The sequence below is a fragment of the Rufibacter aurantiacus genome (assembly GCF_017916345.1).
Classification (GTDB): domain Bacteria; phylum Bacteroidota; class Bacteroidia; order Cytophagales; family Hymenobacteraceae; genus Nibribacter; species Nibribacter roseolus.
In genome coordinates, this window is the sequence record NZ_JAFMSV010000002.1 from 1,191,938 (window position 1) to 1,206,235 (window position 14,298).

The following is a 14,298-nucleotide window of genomic DNA, read 5'->3' on the forward strand; positions in this document are numbered from 1 at the left end:
TATAAGAGGAACAACCCGTTTCTGCGGAAAGGGTTTATTATCTATCCCAAATGTACTACCTACTATGAAAAAACTTTGTTTACTGTTAATAAGTGTATTTTTCTTTGAAGCGGCACAGGCGCAGGAGCGCGTACTGAACAGAGGCGTCATCAACCACAACGAGGAATCCGGCGGCGGAGAACGCACCAACAGCGGTTTCGGGGTGAAAGGCGGGGTCTTGTTTAGTTCGCTCCAGGGCGATGGCAAAGACATGCTGGACAACCTCAAGTCCTCTACCAACTGGCACGCCGGTTTTTACTCCCAGTTCAGCGTGAGCCGGGTGTTCTCCATCCAGCCGGAGGCCCTTTACACCCGCCGTGAGGTGAACGCCAATGACGCCGACAGACAGTTTGATTACATTGATGTGCCGGTCTTGGGCGTACTCAGCCTTACAGACAACATCAGCATCCATGCGGGTCCGCAGGTGGGCGTGATGCTTACCGCCAAGGAAAACGACAAGGAGATTGACAAGGAAGGCCTGAACACTTTTGACTACGGCGCTGCCGCCGGGATTGAAGCCAAAGTGTTTATCTTCAGAGTGGGCGGGCGTTACTACCGCAGCTTTGAGGACCTGGGCAAATTTGACTCGGCCAACGCCAACCGCGCCCTTAATGACATCAGAGCAGGCAACTTCCAGGTCTATTTAGGCGTAGGATTCTAACAAGCATTAATTATAGGGTTTTAAACGCAGAAGGTGCTTCCAAACGGGAGCACCTTCTGCGTTTTTAGCCGTTCCTGTTTTAGGATTATTTTAGCTAAAACAGGCCAAAACGAGAGCGCCGATGATCATGTCATCGGCGCTCTCGTTTTTTAGTTGGGTGAACTTAGGACCGGTCGTGCTTTCCTTCGGCAAACTCCTCAATCATCTTTTTGTTAAAGGCGGGAATATCGTCTGGTTTGCGGCTGGTCACCAGGCCCTGGTCTGTGACTACCTCCTGGTCTACCCAGTTGGCGCCAGCGTTGGTGAGGTCTGTTTTAAGCGAGGGCCAGCTGGTCATCTTTCTTCCCTGCACGGCTTGCGCTTCAATCAACGTCCATGGGCCATGACAGATGGCGGCGATGGGTTTGCCGTTGTCATTGAAGGCGCGCACAACGGCCACCGCCTGCTCGTTGGCGCGGAGGTAATCTGGGTTCATGACGCCGCCGGGCAGCAACAACGCGTCATAGTCAGAGGCTACGGCGCTTTTGAGTTCTTTGTCCACGGGGAACTCCTGGCCCCAATCGGTCATGGCCCAAGCCTTCACTTTCCCTGATTGCGGGGAGATGATGTGGGTTTCGGCACCGGCTTTTTCCAGGGCGGCTTTTGGTTTTTCCAGTTCTACCTGCTCAAATCCGTTTTCAACCAGAATGGCTATTTTCTTTCCTGTGAGTTTCTGTGACATGTGAAATAAGTTACGTATATGTTAAAATCTTATATAGTTGTACTTTGGTATAAACAGAATCGTTACATTGGTATGAAATACACTGTCTCTATGATCCCCCGGAGAATCGTTTGCCTCAGTGCTTTGCTCTTCAGTTTACTGCTGACCGGAAACGCTATGGCCCAGACCCAAAAGGTGGCCAGCGTGAAACTCCCGCACCTGCAGAAATACCTTAACTCCACCTCAGACACCACCTACGTCATTAACTTCTGGGCCACCTGGTGCAAACCCTGCATTGAGGAACTCCCCAACTTTGAGGCGTTGCAGAAGCAGAGTGCCGGCAAGCCGATTCAGGTGGTGCTGGTGAGCATGGACTTCGCCAAGGACCTGGAGAAGAAGGTGGTGCCGTTCGTGTCAAGGCACAAGCTGCAGAGCACCGTCTTTCTGCTGGATGAGCCGGACCAGAATGCCTGGATTGATAAGGTGGATCCTTCTTGGAGCGGCGCCATTCCGGCTACCCTTTTCGTGAACAACGGCCGCAAGCAGCGGTTTTTCATAGAGAAACCTATTACGCTGGCGCAACTGCAGGAATACATCACCTCTATATTTCCTCATAACCCTTAGTCTCCCACAAACCTTACGCTTATGAAAAAACCTTACTACTTACTCTTGCTCCTCAGCGTGTTCACGCTGTTGGGAACCTCCGCCTACAAAGCCGCCGATGGCGGTTATCAGGTGGGCGACTCCGCCTCGGACTTCAAACTGAAGAACGTAAACGGCCAGATGGTGAGCCTCCGCGACCAGAAAGAGGCCAAAGGCTTTATTGTGACCTTCACCTGCAATACCTGCCCTTACGCCAAGCTCTACGAAGACCGACTCATTCAGCTGCACAAGAAATATGCGGCCAAGGGTTACCCGGTCATCGCCATCAACCCCAATGACGTGAAAGTCTCCCCAGACGATTCTTACGCCCAGATGCAGAAACGCGCCAACGATAAGAAATTCCCGTTTGTGTACCTCTATGACGAGACCCAGGAAGTGGCCAAACGCTACGGTGCCACCCGCACGCCGCACGTCTACATTCTCACCAAATCTGGGCAGGACTTGAAAGTGTCCTATATAGGCGCGATAGATGACAACTCCGGTGATCCAGAGAAAGTACAGAAACGCTACGTAGAGGCCGCCGTGGACAACCTGCTTTCCGGCAAAGCCGTGACGCAAACCAGCACCAAAGCCATTGGCTGCACAATTAAATGGCGCAGTAACAGCTAGAAGGCAAAGAATACCAAAAACTTAGAAGGGCTGCCGTTTAGGGCTTGTTTTGCAGAAAACAAGCCCTAAACGGCAGCCCTTCTTTATGGTAAGTTCTGAAAGTTCCTAAACCGCTCCGGAAGGCGGCTGGGCCTGATTTTGCTTGGCCAACAGACTCTGTTTCACCCCGGCCATGCGCGCCTCCACCTCATACTTATTATTATAGTAGCCCACTTTTATAGATTCTACCAGGTACAGCCAGAGAAATCTGAGGTAGCCATGCTCCTGAAACTGACGCACATGGCACAGCTCGTGCGCCACCCAGGCACTGTCTTGTAAAAAATTTTCTTTGGAAACTCCGCTCAAGTGTATAGTTTTGCCCAGTACCATCGCCACGTTGGTGCCCTTCAACTTCCAGCGGGCAAACCGCGCCAGAGGTGAGTTCTCAATAATTTTCAAATTATTTTCCAGGGGCTTCATCTTTCTTTTTTGCCAAATTATACGGCAGACAAGCTTTTAAAGCTGCATTCTTGAATCGTTTTCCCTTCTTTACAATTCCCGCACAATAAATCCGGCTTTAAACGAGTTTGGTTTTAAAAGGTTTCATATTTACCTTTGAAATAATGAGAGTATGTTGGAAAATAGCATACTTTCTGTAAAAGGGCTTTCTTCTTGTTTTTAAGCGTCTCTGACGCTGACAGTTGGAAGAGCCGCGAGGTGGTCTCTGCTGCAGCCGGTACCACCCGATGTTTCACCATTAAAACAGATGATGAAAAGTTACATTCTGTCTGCACTAGCCTTAGGCTCTGCGTTTCTGTCCTTCTTTTATGAAGTGCAACCTTCTTCAGCCAACAACTACTCTGAAGAATCTTTATCGGTCACCCCATCAGAACAAATTCAGGAATGGGCGCTGGAACACAACAATTTCAGTTCTAACGATCCGCTCAGCGGGGTAACCAAAGAGAAAAGTCTCACTTTCAAAGACTCTCTTTTCTACAACTACTACTCCCAATCTCTAGGTCTTAAGTTAGATTACGACGAAGACAAAGCCCTGCTGGAAACCGTGGCTGACTGGATTGGCACCCCTTACCGCTCCGGCGGAAACACCCAACGCGGCACAGACTGCTCTGGGTTTGTAAGCAAAGTCTACAAGCAAGTGTATGGCATCACGCTTACCCACAGCTCACGCTCCATGTTCCATGAAGTAAGTAGAGTCTCCAAAAACGCCCTTGAAACCGGCGACTTGGTTTTCTTCCGCCGCGGACCCGGCCAACCCATCTATCACGTAGGCATTTACCTGGAAGACGGCAAATTCATCCATGCCGCCTCTAATGGAGGGGTAATGATCAACTCCCTTATGTCTCCTTACTACAAGAGAAACTTTTACGCCGCCGGCAGACCTATCTAATCTGCTGCAGCTTTAAGCATATCAAAAGCGCCTGCTCTGTTCTACAGGGCAGGCGCTTTTTTGTGGTCCTATTTCAAACTTGTTTATGGAAAAACAGCCCAGAAATCAGCTTGTTATCCACCGGCGTTTCTAACTATTTACCCTTAAAACAAGTATAGAAAGTGGTACAAGCCATTATACGCACCGACCCCATTTAACTTCTTACCTGATCTCCTTTCTTTTTTGTTACTTGCCGATGCGGAAGTGAGGCGCTGACCTTTACACCTGTTACTCAAACGTCAAAAACCATATGGAAAACCAAACCGATAACCCCAACGATGTACACAAGTCCTCCGCCTTCAAGCGATTTCTGCACAAGGCCGAAGAATACCTCAAGCAACCGCTGCGCATAAAGACCCTCCTGAACGATGCCTACCAGAAGGCGGCCGAGAAAAAGGACTTCGGGACGATTGCGTCTGAGGCGGTGGAGAGCGTGACCACTTTATCGCGCCTGATCAAAGCCTCGGTGAGCGGGGAGTACCATGGCATCCCTAAAAACACCATCGTGATGGGGGTGGCCGTGCTCATCTACTTCCTGTCGCCTATTGACATGGTCCCAGACTGGATTCCGATCATTGGTCTCCTGGATGATGTGACGCTGCTGGCCTGGTTTATGACCAGCATCAAAACCGAGATGGACAAGTTCCTGGCCTGGGAAGTTGCCAACGGCAGAACCCATGAAAGTAGCGCCATTGTGCCTGCCACCGCGAACACAGACCCATCTGCCCACACGCCTAAGTACGAGAACGAAGCGCCTGGCCAGTACGGCAGCAGCCGCCTGTCGGCTCCGTCTAATTCCGGCATAGGCTCCTCGGCTTCGCAGCAGAACCAGAGCTACGGCGAGGGCAACATGCAGATGGGCAACAACTCCTCGGGCTCACAGGGCTCTACCGGAGGCGTTATCCCTAACCAGCACCATGATATTCCGGTGACCAGCCTACACTCCGTGGAAGGCACCCCCATCCAGGAGATAGACCCAACGGCCACCCATGACGCAGCCCCCACCGACCACGGCGTACCCACCGGCTACGGCGAGCCAAACGTGCGGGCCTCTACCACAGACAGCACCCGAGTGCCCAGCAGCAACAGCTATGATACAGACCACGGCGGCAACATCCGCTAGGGGTGAGAATGAGAGATTGAATGAATGATTGAGTGAGTGAATCTTTAGAGGGAGACCTGGATTCAGCTTTACTCAGCTAATCTTTTTAATTGAAACATGATCTGGAAAGCGTCTCTGCGGAGACGCTTTTTTTATGCCGTTGCTTTCAGGCCTGGTGAAAACGCTTCTTGATTTACCTGCGCAAGCCGTATCTTTGCCAGGATATGGAGAGGAAGAAAAGCAGCCCCACCCTTGCATCGGGGATTCTGGAAAAGGAGATTGATACCATAGGCCTTGTGCAGTTTGTTCCCAGCGTCACGGCCAAATACGTTAGAATCAGCATAAGACCCGGCAAAGGCGTGCGGGTGACCTTACCAAAACGCGCCACGCTGGCCCAGGCCGAGGCCTTTGTGCAGGAAAAAGCCCCCTGGATCAGAAAGCACCTCTCTTCACAAGAACTGCAACAGAGCAAAAAGACGCTGTTCTCCCCCGATGTGGAGTTCAAAACTCGTTTCCACCAATTGCTCCTGCTGCCCCATCCGCTGCCGCACTGCAAAAGCCGCATCAAAGACGGCGTGCTGTACGTGTGGTACCCAGAGCTGGTAGATTGGCAACACGCCGACGTGCAGGACTACATCAAAAACGCCGTGGAATACACCCTTCGGTTGGAGGCCAAGCGTTATCTGCCCCAGCGCGTGGCGCATTTCGCCCGGCAGTTTGGGTTCTCTTTCCAGCAGGTGACCATCAAAAACGCCAGGACCCGCTGGGGCAGCTGCTCCCACACGAACAACATCAACCTAAACCTGCACCTCATGCGCCTCCCCGAGCACCTCTGCGACTACGTGATCCTGCACGAGCTGGCCCACACCGTAGAAAAGAACCACGGCCCCCGCTTCTGGGCCCTCCTGGACAAAATCAGCGGCGACGCCCGCGGCCTGGACAAACAACTCAAAGCCTACCGCCTAGAGGTTTTTTGAAGGAGTTCTGAGTCTTGAGTCCTGAGTTTTGAGTCTTGAGTCCTAAGTTCTGAGTCGTTTGGGAGCATACCCATTTGCGAATTTGGAATGCAGCAGCTTTGGGGCTGTTTCTCTGATGATAGCTTCGAAACACAACCCACCCCTGCCCCTCCGAGGAGGGGAATTTTGCAATGCGTCAGTAATGCGTCAGAAGGTGGCTGAGCCATATTTCCGGTTGTTGGTGATAACACCAACAACGGCGGGCAGGATGGGCGAGGCAGGGAGGAGAAAAACGAGGATAATGTAGGGGCATCTCTTGTGGGCGCCCTTTCCGGTAGGTGCAGGTTATTGCGGAGAAACCATAGGAGACAAGGCATGCCTTGTCTCTACATATTAGGTAATCCGAGCAGACACCATAACCATCTGTTTCCTGCGGCGGGCCAGGGCGAAGGCCTACAGTGAGGCCGAGACACGGGCTGCCGCACGGATGAACTGTTCAACCAGTAATGGCATGCGTTGGCAATGGAACAGATAGCCTTAGCCTGGTGGTACCTTTACTGAAGCCTCACTGTCCGAGCGTCAGCGAGTTTGAGGCTTCTTGATTCTTTTGGTTACTTTTCTCATCAAGGAGAAAAGTGACAAACGTGGGCAGACCGCGGCTGCAGTTCTGATACTTGTTAAGAAAAGAAGTAGGAAGTAATATCTCCAAAGTGGTTTTGAGGCTAACGCCTCACTGCAGTTGCAAACTGCAGACCATGGTAGGTCCAAGTTGAAAACTTGAACCAGGGATGAGAGAAGAAGGATCAGCAGAAGAAGTCATCCTCCTATCCCTTTAATGGAGGACTATGAAAGGTGACCATGTGCTTGGGAACTGTTTTACACCCGGTTTCTTCAAAACAGCCGCAAAACCTTCCAAAACCTTTATAAATGAAGAAAGACAGAAGGATAATCCCTCTGCCTTTCCAAGTCAAAAAATGAGCACTTTAATAAAGGGATTAACTTGCCTGTCGCATGGTGTGGCTGGAGACATAGTCTACAAAATCACCAACGGTGTTGAGTGGTACTTCATCGGGGATCACGATCTTGAAGCGTTTTTCCAGCTCCAGGATAATGTCCACTACATCTACGGTGTCAAAACCAAACTCCTTGTTCAGGTTTGCGGAGGCCCGGAGGCGGGAGGGCTTTATCTCCTTGGTCTTGCTGATGATTCTAACGACTTTGCGGGTAACAGCGGGGATATGGGCGGTAATCATATAGGTAAAAATTTAAAGGGTCCTTTTTCAATCAAATCAGCCTACCAGAACCGCTTCTTTCTCGCGGCGTTTGGGAAGTACCTTACTTTTGATTTTCTCATTGATCAGGTACATCATAGGCACTACCAACAGGGTAAGGAACGTAGCAAAGCTTAAACCAAAAATGATGGTCCAGGCCAGGGGTCCCCAGAAAGTCACGTTCTCGCCGCCCAGGAAGAAGTGCGGCTCCAACTCCGTAAAAAGCGTGAAGAAGTTGAAGTTGAGACCAATGGCCAGGGGAATCAAACCTAGAATGGTGGCGGTAGCGGTCAGCACCACCGGACTCAGACGCGTTTTGCCAGCCATCACAACCGCCTCCTTCAGCTCCATCCCCTCCCCTTTCAGCACATCCGTGAATTCAACCAGCAGAATCCCGTTCTTCACCACAATCCCGGCCAGGGCAATAATCCCAATCCCGGTCATCACTATTGACATATCCATATTAAAGACAGAGAAACCCAGCAATACCCCTATCACCGAGAAGATAACTTCTGATAAAATAATGAGGGATTTGGAAACCGAGTTAAACTGCGTCACCAGCACCAGGAAGATGAGACCCATGGAAGCTATACCCGCCAGGGAAAGGAAATCCATGGTTTCTTTCTGGTCTTCCTGCTCGCCACCCATGCGTATCTCGTAACCCTCGGGCGTAGGGAACTGGTCCAGGGCCGTCTGAATGTTGCCCACCACTTCATTGGGATTGTAGCCGCCCAGCACGTTGGAGGAAAGCGAGATCACTCGCTTCAGGTTCTTGCGTTTGATGCCGCCATAGGTGGTGGAATATCTGATGGTGGCTACCGCTGATACCGGTACCTGGCGCACCATGCCCGCGGCATCTCTGAACGTGAGCACCATGCCCATGAGCTGGTCAATGTTTTTGCGGTACTGCTCAGCCAACCTGATCTGGATAGGGTACTCGTCTTCATCCTTCTTGAACTTGGAAGCCTCCTTCCCGAAGATGGCCGTCCGGAGCTCGGAGCCTATCTGGGCAGTGCTTAGACCTTCACGGTTGGCCCGCACGCGGTCAATCTCCACGGTAATCTCGGGGTTTTTGTCTTCCAGATCGGTACGCAGGTCCTCCACGCCGGCAATCTGCAGAGAGTCAAGGTAGCGCTGCACGTCTTTGGAGACTTTGATGAGGCCGGCGAAATCCTCGCCGGCTACCTCCACCAGAATGGGCTTGCCCACCGGCGGACCGTTCTGCTCCTGCTCCACGGTGATCTCGGCCCCGGGAATGCCTTTCACCGCCTCCCGGATATCGTCCAGGTACTTAGAGGTTCTTATACCTGGCTCGCGGTACTGGTACTCCACAAAGGCCACCGTTACCCGCCCCCGGTTAGACTCAGCCTGTTGCCCCCCGGCCATGGGGTCACCGGCACCCACCGCCACGTTAGAGATTACAGACTCTACGTTGGGGTTATTCTGGCCCACCACCTTGAACACCCTACTCTCCACTACCTTTGTGATAGAATCCGTCACCACCTGGTCGGTGCCCACGGGCATCCGGATGTAGGTGTAAATGAAGTTAGGGTCGCCCTGCGGGAAGAACACTACTTTAGGGGCCCTGATAGCGGTGATCACAAAGGAGAATACCAGCAGACCGACTACCGCGGCCACCACCTTATAAGGCCGGCGGCCCACCAGCATCCAGCGCAGCAAACCCTCATACCTACTCATAAAGGCGGGTAGCACCCGACCCTGGAAACCGTTTATCCAGCCGGTGAAGACATACTTGTTTAAAACCACAAACACCATGAGCACCACCACCAGATTGCCAACCCCTGCCCAGCCTACCGCGTAACTCAGCAGCGCCACCCCGGCCATGATGACCATAGATAACCTGAAGGACTTTCTCTGTTTCTCCGGATCATGGTCACGGTTCATGAAGGATACCGCAAAAACCGGGTTGAAGATAAAGGCCACCAGCAGCGAGGCCATCAGGGTGAGGATGAGCGTAATAGGCAGGTAGAACATGAATTCGCCCACAATGCCGGGCCAGAAAGCCAGCGGCAGGAACGGCGCCACCGTTGTGAGCGTTCCGGCCAGCACGGGCAGGAACACCTCGCCGGCCGCCATCTTCGCAGATTTGGCAATACTCCAGTTAGTCTGGTGGAAAATGCGGTGCGTATTCTCAATCACCACAATGGCATCGTCTACCACAATCCCTAGCGCCAGCAGGAACGAGAAGAGCACAATCATGTTTAGCGAGAACCCAATCATAGGCATGATCAGGAAGGCGATAAACATGGAAATTGGCACCGATAAGCCCACAAATAAGGCGTTGGTGGTTCCCATGAAGAACATCAGAATCAAGGTCACCAGGATGAACCCAATGATGATGGTGTTGATGAGGTCATTGAGGGTGTGGCGGGTCTTGTTGCTCTGGTCACCGGTGACGGTGATCTTCAGGTTCTGGGGCAAGGTGGTGCCGTGCGCCTCTTTGATGATGGCGTTGATCTTATCTGAGGCTTCAATGAGGTTTTCGCCGCTGCGCTTCACAATATTGAGCGTGATCACCGGGTCATTGTCCAGGCGGGCGAAGCTCTCGCGTTCCTCAAAGGTATCGGTGACCTGCGCGATATCCCGCAGGTAGATGTTTCCGCCGTTAAGCGACTTCACTACAATGTCACCTATGATGGCCGGATCGGTGTACTGACCTACCACGCGCACGGCCCGTTTCATGTCACCTACCCGCACGGTGCCCCCTGAGATGGTCATGTTCTCGGTGAAGATGGCGCGCTCCACGTCACCAAACGTGACGCCGGCCACCTGCATTTTATACATGTCCATATTCACCTGCACTTCCTGCTCCAGGGCGCCCACAATGTCCACGCGGGTGATCTCGGGCAGGGCCTCTATACGGTCCTGCAGGTCCTCGGCGAACTGTTTCAGTTTCTCAGCGCTGAAATTCCCCGAGAGGTTCACGTACATGATGGGCATCTCTGAGAAGCTGATTTCCTGCACGTTGGGCGCCTGGGGCAGATCGGTGGGCAGATCGGTTTTGGCTTTGTCTACGGCGTCTTTCACCCGCTGCTTGCCTACCTCCACGTCTACATCGGTGTTGAACTCCACGTTGATCATGGCAAAGTCCTGCATGGAGGTAGAGGTGACCTTCTTGACCCCGTTCAGGGATTTGATCTGCTTTTCAATGGGCCGCGTCACCAGGTTTTCCATGTCTGAGGGCGAGGTACCGGGGTACACCGTGGTCACGATCATGGTGGGGATCACGATGTCCGGGAAGTTCTCTTTCTGCAGGCGGTTATAGGTGAGGATGCCCGCAATGGAGATGATAAATGCAATGATGTAGATACTGGTGCGGTTATCAATGGCCCAGCTGGTGGGCTTGAATTCCTTTATGTTATGAGACTGTTCCATTTGGTTCATGGTTAGGAAACCCTGGGCACCGAGGTGCGTTTGGGGTCTCTTTTTGGAAAAACGCCTTAGAAACTCACCGGCTGCCCCTCATTGAGGTTCTGGGCTCCGGCACTAATCACCTGATCATTGGAATTGAGGCCCGTGAGCACTTCCACTTTACCGCCGTAAGAAGTACCTGTGGAAATGTTCCGTTTCGCAGCCACGCGCTGGTTGCCTTTCTGCTCCACCACGTACACAAAATTGCCCTGCTCATCCTTCTGCACAATGTCCAGCGGCAGGGTGAGCGCATTCTCTTTGGCGTAATCCTGGATGCGTACTACCGCCACCATGTTGGGCCGCAGGTTCACCTTGCCCTGTTCAGAAGGCTTCACGCCCAATTCCACAGTGAATGATCGGTTATTGGGATTAATGTTGCTGCCCACCACGCGCACCGTGGTCATGATCTCCCGATTCAGATCGGGGAAGAGCACCAGCGCGTCATCGCCCCTTTTGATCTTGGCCGCGTAGGCTTCTGAGACCTCCGCCACAATCTTGCCGCTGCTGGCATTCACCAGCCTGATAATGCCCATACCGGGCGCCACCGCCTCCCCAGATTTAGGAACTACCTGGTCTACCTCACCGGAGATAGGCGCTTTCACGATGTACTGGGCCCGGGCAGCCTGCATGGCGGCCAACTGACGCTCCAAACTCTCCACGTTGTTTTTGGCGGTCAGGTACTGGATCTCCGTGCCGATGCGCTGGTCCCAGAGGTTCTTCTGTTTCTGGTACACTGTGCGGGCCAAATCAAGATTGGGGCGCAGAGCGGCAATCTGCTGGTCCAGCGGGCCGGCGTCAATGGTAGCCAGGGTCTGGCCGCGGCTCACGCGGTTGCCCGGGTCTACCCGAAGGCTGGTGAGTACGCCCGGCACCTTGGGGCTTACCATCACGTTCTGGTCAAAGTCCACGCGGCCCTGCACCTCCAGGTAATGGCGAAAGGTCTCGGGCTGCACATTCAACACCGATACCGGCACGGCGGCCACTTTGGGCGCACCGCCCTTGCCTTCTTTCTGCAGTTCGGTTTCCAGTTGGGTTATCTGGCTGGCCAGGGCGGCCTGTTCTTTCTTGAGTTCGGCTAATTGGGTGGCTTTGTCCTTCTCTTTCTGGCCGCAGCCTGAGGCGAACAGGGCCATGGAAATAAAGCCGGCGATGAGGTAGATTTTCATAGAAGATTGAGATGAAAGGTTCATGGGTGGGGTTTATTTCAGGAGTAAGGCACCAGTGGCCCGGTCTGCGTCTACCTGGGCGATGAGGGCGTCATAGAGAGCACTGTAGTAGCTGGTCTGGGCAGCGCGCAGGTCGGTCTCGGCGGTGATCACCTCCAGGTTGGAGCCCACGCCTTCCTGGTACTTGATGCGCGCCACGCGGGCAATCTCCTCGGCCAGTTGTAGGTTCTCCCGCTGGGCCCGCAGCACGCTCATGGTATTCTCTACCGTGACATCGGCCTGCCGCAACTCTAAATCAATGGCCTGTTGCAGCTGCTCAAATCCCAGCTTCACACTCTCCAGCTGTATTCTGGATTGCTGCACCTGGTAGCTTTTGCGCAGGCCGTCAAAGATGGGCACCTGCAGGCTCACGCCCACCACCCCAAAATCAAACCAGTTGCGGGTAGTGGTGTTGTTGGCCCCGGCGCGCACATTCAGCAGACCGGAGGCCGATTTCCCCACCCCGTTGTAACCGTAGTTGGCGTTGAGCAGGAGCCGGGGCCAGTAACCAGATTTGATATTGCGCTGCTGCAAAAGGGCCAGGTCGCGCTGGGTTTCCAGGATGGAGTATTCCACGCGGTTGGCGTAGGCAAAGGCGCTGTAGTTGATTTTGGGCTTGCCGGTAGTCAGGCTGCTCTCATTGAGCTGATCGGTGAGCAGGATGGGTTGGGCCTGGGGGTAGCCCATCTGGAACTTGAGCAGTTGCTCGCCCAGGGTCAGCAGCCGCTGGGCTTTGTCGCGGTCTATCCTGAGGTTGTTATAGCTTACGTGCAGCCGGTCCACGTCCAGCTTCTCCACAAACCCGTTGCGGTTCATGATGGAGGTCTGGCGCAGGAGCGTGTCCAGGCGGGTGAGGTTCTGGTCCAGCAATTTGATCTGCTCCGCGGCCACCAGCACGCTGTAATAGGCTTTGCTCACCTGCTCGGCGGTTTCAATCTCGCCCTGCTGGGTGTTTTTCTTCGAGAGCTGGGTGTAGGTTGAGGCCGCCCGCAGCCCAATGAGATAGGAGCCGTCAAAGAGCAACTGGGAGGCCGAGAGCACCGCGGCCCCGCTCCAGGGCTGCACAAAGGTGATGGCCTGGGGCCCGGACATCCCCTCGGGCACGGTGTAGGTGGGCGTGAGCACGATGTCCTGCCCCGAGTTGAGCTGCTGCTGGGTAATGATGAAGTTGTTGAGCTGCCCGCCGCCCCCAAAGGCGCTGAAATCTACAATGGATTTCTGCTGGATAAAGTTGTTGTTGATGTCTACCCCGGCGTTCACCTGCGGTAACCCGATGGCGCGCACCTCGCCTACTTTGGCTTTGTCTATCTGTTCCTGGTTCCGGAGCGTTTTGAGCGATGGGCGGTTCTGGAGGGCGAACTGGATGGCCTGAGACAGCGAGAACGACTGCTCCTGTCCCCAGGACGGCAAAGGATCCAGTACAGTGAGGAGCCAGGCTAACAAAAGCCAACTAACGGAGAGGCGCTTTTTCATACATTTAGTCTTCTTCAGTGATCTGTTTATGTTGATTGATCAATCTATGCCCCTTAAGGGTGGCCAGCCCCAGCATGAAATGCTCCAGCAGCGCTATCTGCACTTTCTGCAAGTCAAACCGGGTGGCCGGATAAGTCTCTGAATCAAAACCCAGCTCCACCTCCGCCAGGCGCAGCCTGGCCAGAATCTCCACGTCAATATCTTCCCTGAACAGCTTCTCTTTGATGCCGCGCTGGATGTGCTCTTTGGTCTGCTTTAAAAAGAAATCGTTTTTATGCTCCTGCCACAGCCCCCAGGAGGTGGGGTGGTATTTCTGAAGGTCATAGAAAATGCTGGGGTGCATCTGCCGCATGAGCCCGCGTACCATCTCCACAATCTGGAACATGGCTTCCAGGGCGTTGTTGGTAGAAGCCAGCGCCTGGCTGCAGGTTCCTTCCATGCCCTTGATGTACTGCTGCATGCCCTCAAACACCACCTCGTCTTTGTTCGCGAACCATTTGTAGATGGTCTTTTTAGACACCCCTAAACGCGCGGCTACATCATCCATTGAAACTGACTTGATCCCTTTCTGAAAGAAAAGGGCCAGTGCCTCCTGCAATATCCTGTCTCTGATTTCCATTTGTTTCCGTTGATCGGGGGTAAACCTATGGAAACTTTTCTTGTTCCCAAAGTTTCCACCACAAATGTTTTCAGCGTCCTAAGCCATTGATTGTCTGCATTTATAACTTTCCGAAGCAAGCCCAAAGGACCGGCAGAAAGCT

At 53.3% G+C, this 14,298-nt stretch carries 13 protein-coding genes; 6 read left to right on the top strand and 7 right to left on the bottom strand.

The genetic code is table 11. The features are described 5' to 3' along the window. Positions 1–64: 64 nt before the first annotated feature. Complete coding sequence (locus tag J3P34_RS10005; protein WP_210463233.1) at positions 65–700, top strand: porin family protein; 636 nt, start codon at positions 65–67, stop codon at positions 698–700. A gap of 163 nt (positions 701–863) precedes the next feature. On the opposite strand, the gene J3P34_RS10010 is transcribed toward J3P34_RS10005, so the two are convergent. Continuing rightward, a complete protein-coding gene (locus tag J3P34_RS10010; RefSeq protein ID WP_210488288.1) occupies positions 864–1,421 on the bottom strand; it encodes a type 1 glutamine amidotransferase domain-containing protein in 558 nt (185 codons plus the stop codon). Positions 1,422–1,511: 90 nt separating this feature from the next. Here J3P34_RS10010 and J3P34_RS10015 point away from each other — a divergent pair, with 90 nt between their 5' ends. Both J3P34_RS10015 and J3P34_RS10020 read left to right on the top strand, forming a co-directional pair. Further along, the gene (locus J3P34_RS10015; protein WP_210488289.1) at positions 1,512–2,024 is read left to right on the top strand and encodes a TlpA family protein disulfide reductase; all 513 of its coding nucleotides are present in this window, start codon (positions 1,512–1,514) and stop codon (positions 2,022–2,024) included. A 21-nt stretch (positions 2,025–2,045) separates the two neighbouring features. Then, positions 2,046–2,672 carry a thioredoxin family protein gene (locus J3P34_RS10020; protein WP_210488291.1) on the top strand — a complete coding sequence of 209 codons (627 nt, stop codon included), beginning with the start codon at positions 2,046–2,048 and terminating at the stop codon, positions 2,670–2,672. 105 nt (positions 2,673–2,777) lie between these two features. Here J3P34_RS10020 and J3P34_RS10025 read toward each other — a convergent pair whose 3' ends face one another. Further along, positions 2,778–3,131 carry a hypothetical protein gene (locus J3P34_RS10025; RefSeq protein ID WP_210488294.1) on the bottom strand — a complete coding sequence of 118 codons (354 nt, stop codon included), beginning with the start codon at positions 3,129–3,131 and terminating at the stop codon, positions 2,778–2,780. A gap of 286 nt (positions 3,132–3,417) precedes the next feature. Here J3P34_RS10025 and J3P34_RS10030 point away from each other — a divergent pair, with 286 nt between their 5' ends. The 3 genes from J3P34_RS10030 (at position 3,418) to J3P34_RS10040 (ending at position 6,177) form a co-directional block, all read left to right on the top strand. Next, a complete protein-coding gene (locus J3P34_RS10030; protein ID WP_210463228.1) occupies positions 3,418–4,059 on the top strand; it encodes a C40 family peptidase in 642 nt (213 codons plus the stop codon). A 289-nt stretch (positions 4,060–4,348) separates the two neighbouring features. Next, a complete protein-coding gene (locus tag J3P34_RS10035; protein ID WP_210488296.1) occupies positions 4,349–5,221 on the top strand; it encodes a YkvA family protein in 873 nt (290 codons plus the stop codon). Between the two features lie 203 nt (positions 5,222–5,424). Next, positions 5,425–6,177: a M48 family metallopeptidase gene (locus J3P34_RS10040; protein ID WP_210488298.1), complete on the top strand. Its 753-nt coding sequence runs from the start codon at positions 5,425–5,427 to the stop codon at positions 6,175–6,177. A 974-nt stretch (positions 6,178–7,151) separates the two neighbouring features. On the opposite strand, the gene J3P34_RS10045 is transcribed toward J3P34_RS10040, so the two are convergent. Genes J3P34_RS10045 through J3P34_RS10065 form a run of 5 tightly spaced genes read right to left on the bottom strand, consistent with a single transcriptional unit; the run spans position 7,152 to position 14,156 of the window. Next, a complete protein-coding gene (locus J3P34_RS10045) occupies positions 7,152–7,409 on the bottom strand; it encodes an acyl carrier protein (RefSeq protein WP_210463225.1) in 258 nt (85 codons plus the stop codon). A 36-nt stretch (positions 7,410–7,445) separates the two neighbouring features. Further along, positions 7,446–10,832: an efflux RND transporter permease subunit gene (locus J3P34_RS10050; RefSeq protein WP_246853648.1), complete on the bottom strand. Its 3,387-nt coding sequence runs from the start codon at positions 10,830–10,832 to the stop codon at positions 7,446–7,448. 56 nt (positions 10,833–10,888) lie between these two features. Further along, a complete protein-coding gene (locus tag J3P34_RS10055) occupies positions 10,889–12,049 on the bottom strand; it encodes an efflux RND transporter periplasmic adaptor subunit (protein WP_246853649.1) in 1,161 nt (386 codons plus the stop codon). Between the two features lie 9 nt (positions 12,050–12,058). Then, a complete protein-coding gene (locus tag J3P34_RS10060; protein WP_210488300.1) occupies positions 12,059–13,537 on the bottom strand; it encodes a TolC family protein in 1,479 nt (492 codons plus the stop codon). A gap of 4 nt (positions 13,538–13,541) precedes the next feature. Continuing rightward, the gene (locus J3P34_RS10065) at positions 13,542–14,156 is read right to left on the bottom strand and encodes a TetR/AcrR family transcriptional regulator (RefSeq protein WP_149089562.1); all 615 of its coding nucleotides are present in this window, start codon (positions 14,154–14,156) and stop codon (positions 13,542–13,544) included. Positions 14,157–14,298: the final 142 nt, after the last annotated feature.

Excerpts from the sequence above, each read along its gene's own strand:
- J3P34_RS10005 (WP_210463233.1), top strand. The coding sequence starts at position 65 with ATGAAAAAACTTTGTTTACTGTTAATAAGTGTATTTTTCTTTGAAGCG.
- J3P34_RS10010 (WP_210488288.1), bottom strand. The coding sequence starts at position 1,421 with ATGTCACAGAAACTCACAGGAAAGAAAATAGCCATTCTGGTTGAAAAC.
- J3P34_RS10015 (WP_210488289.1), top strand. The coding sequence starts at position 1,512 with ATGATCCCCCGGAGAATCGTTTGCCTCAGTGCTTTGCTCTTCAGTTTA.
- J3P34_RS10020 (WP_210488291.1), top strand. The coding sequence starts at position 2,046 with ATGAAAAAACCTTACTACTTACTCTTGCTCCTCAGCGTGTTCACGCTG.
- J3P34_RS10025 (WP_210488294.1), bottom strand. The coding sequence starts at position 3,131 with ATGAAGCCCCTGGAAAATAATTTGAAAATTATTGAGAACTCACCTCTG.
- J3P34_RS10030 (WP_210463228.1), top strand. The coding sequence starts at position 3,418 with ATGATGAAAAGTTACATTCTGTCTGCACTAGCCTTAGGCTCTGCGTTT.
- J3P34_RS10035 (WP_210488296.1), top strand. The coding sequence starts at position 4,349 with ATGGAAAACCAAACCGATAACCCCAACGATGTACACAAGTCCTCCGCC.
- J3P34_RS10040 (WP_210488298.1), top strand. The coding sequence starts at position 5,425 with ATGGAGAGGAAGAAAAGCAGCCCCACCCTTGCATCGGGGATTCTGGAA.
- J3P34_RS10045 (WP_210463225.1), bottom strand. The coding sequence starts at position 7,409 with ATGATTACCGCCCATATCCCCGCTGTTACCCGCAAAGTCGTTAGAATC.
- J3P34_RS10050 (WP_246853648.1), bottom strand. The coding sequence starts at position 10,832 with ATGAACCAAATGGAACAGTCTCATAACATAAAGGAATTCAAGCCCACC.
- J3P34_RS10055 (WP_246853649.1), bottom strand. The coding sequence starts at position 12,049 with ATGAACCTTTCATCTCAATCTTCTATGAAAATCTACCTCATCGCCGGC.
- J3P34_RS10060 (WP_210488300.1), bottom strand. The coding sequence starts at position 13,537 with ATGAAAAAGCGCCTCTCCGTTAGTTGGCTTTTGTTAGCCTGGCTCCTC.
- J3P34_RS10065 (WP_149089562.1), bottom strand. The coding sequence starts at position 14,156 with ATGGAAATCAGAGACAGGATATTGCAGGAGGCACTGGCCCTTTTCTTT.